The sequence below is a fragment of the Polaribacter sp. genome (genome assembly GCF_051251875.1).
Classification (GTDB): domain Bacteria; phylum Bacteroidota; class Bacteroidia; order Flavobacteriales; family Flavobacteriaceae; genus Polaribacter.
The window spans coordinates 58,800-65,296 of record NZ_JBPOGL010000020.1; the positions used below are offsets into that span (position 1 = coordinate 58,800).

4 protein-coding genes and 1 pseudogene are annotated in these 6,497 nt (G+C 29.6%); all 5 read right to left on the reverse strand.

Annotated features, from left to right (window positions below; all coding sequences use genetic code 11):
• Positions 1-6 precede the first annotated feature (6 nt).
• The gene (locus ACSHW5_RS10425; protein WP_435676072.1) at positions 7-1,317 is read right to left on the reverse strand and encodes a hypothetical protein; all 1,311 of its coding nucleotides are present in this window, start codon (positions 1,315-1,317) and stop codon (positions 7-9) included.
• Positions 1,318-1,659: 342 nt separating this feature from the next.
• Entirely contained in the window at positions 1,660-2,901 is a 1,242-nt protein-coding gene (locus tag ACSHW5_RS10430; RefSeq protein ID WP_435676073.1) for an McrC family protein, read from the reverse strand.
• On the reverse strand, positions 2,902-5,685 hold the full coding sequence (locus tag ACSHW5_RS10435) for an EVE domain-containing protein (protein ID WP_435676074.1): 2,784 nt from the start codon (positions 5,683-5,685) through the stop codon (positions 2,902-2,904).
• A 36-nt stretch (positions 5,686-5,721) separates the two neighbouring features.
• A complete protein-coding gene (locus tag ACSHW5_RS10440; protein WP_435676075.1) occupies positions 5,722-6,096 on the reverse strand; it encodes a DUF6979 family protein in 375 nt (124 codons plus the stop codon).
• 32 nt (positions 6,097-6,128) lie between these two features.
• A pseudogene (locus tag ACSHW5_RS10445) lies at positions 6,129-6,497 on the reverse strand (type I restriction endonuclease subunit R); the annotation flags it as partial.

Consider the following 6,497-nt stretch of genomic DNA (forward strand, 5'->3'; position numbering starts at 1 on the left):
ATTTTATTAAGGTTTAATATTAATTTTTAGTTCAAAAAAATTGTTTCTATTGTTTACTTTTTTATAGGCTTTTGAAATACCATTCATTAATCGATCAAAAGCAAATGTGGTAGAACTGTCATCTTTTATTTCACAGTCATTCTCAGAGCCAGTTTTGGAAATCCATGAAGGAAAATTCATCTCCAAGTTCACCTTAAGATCTCCATATAAATCTGACTTAGCTTTTACTACTAGGACATGAGTGTAATTCATATTTCCTTTTTTATTAAGGTCTTGAATCCATTTATAGGTCTGACTATTTTTTGATAAATCTTCAACAGTTTTTATTTCATCGACCTTATACCCTGTATTATTTTCAATAGAATAATTTATAGGGTTTATTAAATAGTTACTTGGAATAGAAAGAGTCGAATAATCTACTGCAACACCAAATTGCAAATACCTGTTTTTTAGAAGCAAACCACTTTTTGTAAATTTCTCAGCACCTTCAATTTCTTTTACATTATATAATTTACTAGATCTCTTTACGATATATTCCCCTTGTTTCTCTTCTCCTTTTGTAAGTACTGAATAATTTATTTTTAAATCTTTTGTAATTAAAAATCTAGCTTGCTCATCAAAACCTTCTAAATCCTCAATAACTACAATTTCATTAAGAGCTTTATCTATAACTTTTTTGTTTCCGAATAATAGTATATAATAAGGTCTTACTTGATCTATCTGTGTCCCTCCCTTTTTCTTACAACTTTCTGAATAATATCTTCCTTTAAAATTCGATGTCATTTTTAGAACCACGGTTTCAAGTTCATTCTGTTTCAGGGCTTTTTTAAAGGCATCCTCAATATCAATCTCAACCAAAGAAATATTACCATCTTTCATAGAGTAAATTCCATCTGTAATAACAATACTTAAGTTATTGCCTTTAGCTTTTTTTATTGCATTGGTAAAAATAAATTTATGATCTGAATTCCCTATCCCTGAAGTTGCAATCTTTTTATCAGCAATTTTCTTTTTAAGATTGGTTTGAGTGTATTCTTTTGTATTTACAAAGTAAGTAGAAAGGCTATCTTGGTCTACATTTAACAATATCCTTCTAACTGTTTGCTGAAAATTATCTCCATTTAGATAACCATTCATACTCAAAGAATTCTCAAAATAGAAATTTACTTTGTTGATTTTGCTAATTTTATGTGGCTGTACAACAATCTCCTTCACTGGAGTTTTTTTATTAATTGGAGGTCTATCTGATTTACAACAAAACAATAAAAGACTGAACAATAAAAGACTGAACAATAAAAAGATTGATGTTTTAAACACTTTTTTTAGCATAGGATAATAGATTACAATTACAAAAAATTCTTATGTAAACAATTAATTATATTAATTTGATTAATTAGGTAATATGTAGAAGATGAAATAGCAATTTTCATTTAATCCTACCAAATATAACAAAATATCTAACTTTTAATAATAAGAATCAAAATTAAATTAATAAAAACTAATTTTATTACGGTTTTCCGTAATAATCAATAAGAGTTGGTTAACCTTTTTTTAAGTAATTTATTTACCATAATCTAAACGTAGTAAACATTTGTCTGCTTAACCTTAATCATTTACTTCATTAAAAGCTTTTTTAACCTATAACAACTTAATTCTTAATCACAAAACTAATAACTTCAACACCTTCTCACCTAAAACCTCATCCAGTTCTCCATCCTCTAAAACAGAAACAAAGCCCATTTTACATTGATGCTCTATTGGTAAATGATTTTCTTCTTCATCTATAGCATAATCATCTGTTAAGTACGATTTAAAACTATTTTCTCGGGGATCTCCAGGATACAATAACAATGCTTTTTCTGCATCCCAAAAACGACAATACGCATACATTTGACGTAAATCACTCACTGAAGCTGTACTGTTTTTGGGTCTTTTCCATTTTGTGTCGATTATAAATTTTTGAGAACCTTTACGCAACACAACATCGGGTCTTAAACTATTACCTCCCCAAAAAGATTTAGATTCTTGTCCTGATACTTTTATATCAGTTCCTATACAAGCCTTCTGTAACTGCTTTAAAACATAAGTTTCCCATAATTCATTCATATCAAACAATAGAGACAACATCTTTTCTTTTCCACTTGAAATATCGGGCGAATAATTTAAAATAATTAACCTCGCTAACTCTAATGCATTCGCATATCCTACAGATTTTCTATTTAACCGAACTTCATTCAGTTGTTTTTCGGTAATAGTTTTTTGATCTACTTCTGGAAAATTTAACTGCACTCTGTTTGCTAAATCCTGCAATCTCGTTCCGTTTGTAAACTGAGTAACAATAATTAATGCTTTTTGTAATACTTGATGTAAAAAGTGATTACTATCGTACACTTGATGCGTAGTATAAAAGCGTTCTTTATGGACTATATTTTTTCGAATATGTCCTGCAAATTCTAATTTACCTTTTAATGCTTTTGTATTTTGTGTTTGCTTTCTATAGTTTTTAATCAAACCTTTTCTAACCAAACTTTCTACTTCTAATAAGTACAGTTCAAAATAAACTTCTAGTAAATTAAGGTGCTGTCTTTTAACATGTGCTGCTCCAGAAGATTCCGCTTTAAGCTTTCCGCATGCTTGTAACATTTTTAATAAAACACCTTTCCATTTAGTATCTGAATCCTCTTTATCTGCTTTTGGGTGAATCTCAATAGTTAAACCATCTACCTGAATTACACCAACATACTGATTAAATTTGATCCCTTTTGCAATAGGTTCAAAATAATTACCATCATGATATTCATTCAGTTTTAATAGCGCATCTAAATGTACTTGCCTAAAACCTTTCTCACCAACATACAAACGTTGGTGTTCAAAAACCGATATTGTCTTATTTCTTATCAATTATTCCGCTTGCTTTTTTCCTAACAATGATAGAACTGCATCAATTACATTATCTTCATTTACTTGCTTTAGAAGGTATGAAGGCGCTTTAAAATCATTTGAGTTTTCATACGAGAAATCAGCAAAATTGATATCATCATTTTTTTTCTTTTCTACGAACCCTTTCCCTAACACCAATCCTATTTTACCATAATCACCATAAAAATACTCTTGCAATAAAGGCACTATTTTAGTAGTAAAAGCTTTGGCTAGTTTTTCTTCTGAATTTACATTAAAAAAGTACGAATGACCAATGGCATGATCTCTATCTATTAATAATTCTATACGTTCATTTATCTTTTTTAAAACTTCAGATAGCTTAATCTCATTTACTTTTTCGTTTTCTATAACTGTATGATCTGGCATCATTTCTTTAAACTCAAAACGACGTCTTAATGCAGTGTCTAATGCCTCTACAGACCTATCTGCTGTGTTCATGGTACCATAAATATCCAAGTTAGAAGGCACACTAAATTCTTTTTTAGAATATGGTAACTTTATGCTCATTTCATTTTTAGCACCACTTCGTTTATCGGTTTCAATAAGCGTTATTAACTCACCAAAAATAGCAGAAACATTTCCTCTATTTATTTCATCAATAAAAATAGCATATCTATTTAAAGGATCATTTTTTGCTTTTGTACACAATTTTTTAAAAACACCATCTTCAATCTTATATCCTAAATCTTTAGTTTCTTCTTCTGTTTCAGGAAAAACAGGTTTGATTCCTTCTATAAAATCTTCATAAGCGAAAGATTGGTGAAATGTTACGAAATCGTAATTTTTTATAACTGTTTCATTATTGCTCTTAAAGTTATTAACCTCATCTATTATATCATATACTTCAGGAATTTGCTCTTTTGTTTCTTCTTCAAGTAACTGCCACATTTTATCATTATTCTTATCAAAAATTAACGGATTTTGACGTTGTTTATATGCTACATTTTCTGAAGAAGTTATCGTGTGCATTTGTAATGTTCCCCATATGGTAGCTCTCACATTTTTAGATTCTGATAACGATGCTTTCGTTTTTACCCATCTATTCTCTAAAATCTCATTTACTTTTGACGTTCCATTTTCAATAAGTGCAATTGCGATTACTTGCCACCAAGTTAAATTCATTATTTTATTTTCAAAAAACTTTTCTTTGGTAATAGCATTTTTCCTAAGCGTATATGTATCAAACAATTGATCTTTTAAATAATACGTTTTCCCTGTTCCTGGAGGACCGTATAGAATTTGATTTGTTGGTAGTTTCATGTTTTTTTCTTCGTTAGCTTCTACTTGAAAGACGTAATTTTGAAATACAATATCATTGGATCTAGAATAACCAGATTTAGTTGTTTTATCCAAAACTGATTCTACAGCCTCTAAAACGCTTTGCTTTTCTTTTTCACCAACCACAAGGCTATCTAAATAATTGTAAAAGGTTTGGGGAGACTTACCTGCAAATTTTTCATTATTATTTGATAATTTATCGGTAGAAATCAATCCAAAATTCTGTTTGTTTATAGAACTGTAAACATTTACACAGTATTTTTGACCAACAATAAAGTTTAATTTATAGCCTCTAACACTAAAAACAATCCTTGGATCGTTTGGCTTTAAGTTAAATGTTTTAATTAATGATCTTACAAAAGAAATAAACTCCTCAAAAATCGATGGATCTAGTTTTGATTTTACTTTTTCAAATGAATTTTTAGAGTTAAACAAACTCTTTATTTCCTCATATTGATCTTTTCTTGATCTAAAATTGGTACCTTGATTACCTGCCTTAAAATCATAAAAACAGGGATTCCCTTTTATGTCTTCATCGGATATTGGACTATCTGCATAGTAATCTGTAATTTTAATTTTCACACGATCTGTTGCCGAAGCATCCGATTTATCGGTATAATACCATTGTTCATGTGGTTCTTCTTCAAAAACACTTACTTCAGAAGTAACCTCAGCAAGTGCATAACACCCTGCGTTTTTTCCTGTTTGCCAAATAATAACTTTATCACCAATAGCTATTTTATCTTTATGTGCTGCTACTTTCCAACTTTTTAGGTGTGCTGCTTTTAAGGCATTAGTAATGTTGTAAATATCAGGATTCCCTTGAAAGATCCAGTAATTAGGTTCTTTATCCGTAAACTGATATTTTTCAAATCTAGTTTTAAGTTTTTCTTGCATACTTTCAAATTCCTCTAACGAAATTCTATGCGCTTCAAATTCAGGGTTTTTCTGTCTCTCTATTTCAATATGTTTGTTTACTAATGGGATAAATTTTAACAAGTCTTCATCAATGTCTTGTAGCATATCCTTAAGATCTGTATATTTTTCTTTTTTGGGTTTTGATCTTATTGTATTAGTTTTATTAGTTAAATCACTGATATAAGAGGTGCCTATATTTTCTTTAATAGGTGTAATTAAGGATTTAATTACGTTTAATACAGAGCTATTTTGATTGTCTTGAGGAGTATTTGTTTGTGTCAGTTTTAAATCATAACCATACGTTTGATAATCTGAGGAAAATTTAAAAACTAAGTTTATACAATCTCCAGAAGAACCAGCATATCCGCCAACAGGTATGTTCCAGAATGTAAGTGCAAAATATCGTGATTTCTCTGTCCCTACAAAATAATCTAACCTAGTATCTTTTGACGATTTTTGCCTCAATGAAAACGTAAAACTAGGATCAACTTCATGCTTTTGAATGAGCCAATCATAAACTTGCTTTTCGTAATCTTTATAGATAATCATAATTGTACTTTTCTTTTTTTTAATCTAAATTATTTCTTACTTCACAATCAACCCTTCATTCCAAAGTGCTAAAACAACATCCATTTGAGAATTAGATCTTTTGTCTCCTAAATTTAATTCTGCCCAAAGTTCTTTTGGAGTATAGGTTTTATTATCTGCCCATTTTAATATTTCAATAGCTTGCAAGGCATATTCTTTATTTTTAATAGATTTTGTATAGGTTCCTTTTGGAATTCCTTTTACCAAACCTGCTTCACACAAACCTAAAAAAGTACCTTTCGGACACCCTTTTTCTTGTGAACTTTTTGTCTCAAAAATCTCTTTTGCAGCTCTAATGTAAATTTCTGTTATAGAATAAGAGCTTTTATAATTTTGTACAGCCTTTATAGCTGTTTGTCCGTATTTGTTCATAGTATTTTTTTTAACTCACTATTTTTTATTAATTACCTATCTACACTAGCCATTCGCTTCATAGTATCAAAAAGAGCTGTTCTAAAAGTATCATCTTTAGCGTACAATCTATATAAATCTAATTCTTGTTTACGTTGCTTGGACATCACATCATCCATTATCTTTTGAAATGCTATGTTCTTGTTTTGTTCATCGAAATTGTTTAAATATTTAGACTCAAAATCTGGGTGGGCTTGTATCGATTTTGTTAAACTAATAAACTTTACACGTTGGTCATCTGGTGTGGCTTCCCAACCTTGAAACCAACGTTCATTAAAACTATTGATAATTAAATCTAAAGGATCTTGTTCTTCACCACCACCATAAGCACCTCTAGGTGTTGGATTTTGTGGATCTACTGC